We start from the raw sequence: 1,355 nt of genomic DNA on the forward strand, positions 1-1,355 counted from the left end.
ACAGCTTACCGTCAGAGAACGTACCCGCACCGCCCTCACCAAACTGTACGTTTGATTCTGGGTTTAGCGTGCGTTTACGCCAGAAACCGAAAGTATCTTTAGTACGTTCACGTACTTCTTTACCACGTTCAACAATGATTGGGTTGAAACCCATTTGAGCCAACACCAAACCAGCAAACAGACCACATGGACCAGAAGCGATGACAAGTGGGCGCTCTGTTAGGTTCTCAGGTGCTTTCGCAACAAACTTGTATTCCATGTCTGGTGTTTGACGAACGTGAGGATCGTTTGCGAACTTCGCTAGCAACGCGGTTTCATCGCCTTCAACGATGATGTCTAGCGTGTAAATAAGATGAATATTGGTTTTCTTACGAGCATCGTAGCCGCGTCTAAAGACGTTAAAAGAGATAACTTTCTCAGCAGGAATGCCAAGTTTTTTAGTGATCGCGTCTAATAGCGCGCCTTCCTCATGATCAAGAGGAAGCTTAATTTCATTAATACGAATCATATCGATGTCTCGTTATAGTAGGTGTCTTAGCCAAAAAACCTAACGGCCCCCAGCTCACAATGGCGCGCATTTTACGAGAAATTGAATTGTCTGTCATACTAAATCAAGGTTGGACGACGGATTTAACTTGGTGAATGTTGAATTTTGCCTTGGGATGAGTATTATCCCCCTTCTTTGATTTTGACTAACTTAAGAGCTGATTATCATGGCGTTTGTCGTAACCGATAACTGTATCCAATGTAAATACACCGACTGTGTCGCGGTGTGCCCGGCTGACGCCTTCCACGAAGGTCCAAACTTCATGGTAATCAACCCAATAGAATGTATCGACTGTGGCTTGTGTGTTGACGAGTGTGCCGCAGCGGCAATCTTCCAAGAAGACGAGCTGCCTGAAGATCAAACCATCTACAAAGAGCTCAACGCCGAACTCGCAGAAATCTGGCCGGTACAAACTGAAGTGAAACCAGCGATGGATGAAGCGGAAAAATGGAACGGCGTGCCAAACAAGTTGGATATGTTAGAAAAATAACCGCATTCAAAACGAAAAAAGCGTAATGAACCTCAGCTTGAAATCGCCTAGGCCGTTACGCTTTTTCTGTATCTAAAGTTCGTGGATACGATTAGCTGTGCTGACGACGCATGTTGTCCAAAATGATGCCCGTCGCCATTGCTACGTTTAAAGATTCTGCGCCACCGAAAGCAGGAATCGTGATCTTATCTGTCACGAACTTGGACGCTTCTTCTCGCACACCGTGTGACTCGCTGCCCATCAACAAAATACCTTCTGCTGAAAAATCAGTTTTATGCACGCTCTCACCTTCAAGGAAAGCACCATACACTGGCAAGT

The 1,355-nt window shown here is 45.5% G+C and carries 2 protein-coding genes and 1 pseudogene; 1 reads left to right on the forward strand and 2 read right to left on the reverse strand.

Features of this window, described 5'->3' with window-relative positions; genetic code table 11:
- Positions 1-508, reverse strand: a pseudogene (locus R7D93_RS25390) (hypothetical protein); the annotation flags it as partial.
- Between the two features lie 205 nt (positions 509-713).
- Here R7D93_RS25390 and fdxA point away from each other — a divergent pair.
- The gene (fdxA, locus tag R7D93_RS25395; RefSeq protein ID WP_005461160.1) at positions 714-1,037 is read left to right on the forward strand and encodes a ferredoxin FdxA; all 324 of its coding nucleotides are present in this window, start codon (positions 714-716) and stop codon (positions 1,035-1,037) included.
- Positions 1,038-1,128: 91 nt separating this feature from the next.
- Here the strand turns inward: fdxA and R7D93_RS25400 are convergent.
- A partial coding sequence (locus tag R7D93_RS25400; protein WP_318129567.1) for a TrmH family RNA methyltransferase occupies positions 1,129-1,355 on the reverse strand: 227 nt, incomplete at its 5' end.

It is taken from the genome of Vibrio sp. YT-15 (genome assembly GCF_033337445.1).
Taxonomy (GTDB): Bacteria; Pseudomonadota; Gammaproteobacteria; order Enterobacterales; family Vibrionaceae; genus Vibrio; species Vibrio alginolyticus.

Excerpts from the sequence above, each read along its gene's own strand:
- fdxA (WP_005461160.1), top strand. The coding sequence starts at position 714 with ATGGCGTTTGTCGTAACCGATAACTGTATCCAATGTAAATACACCGAC.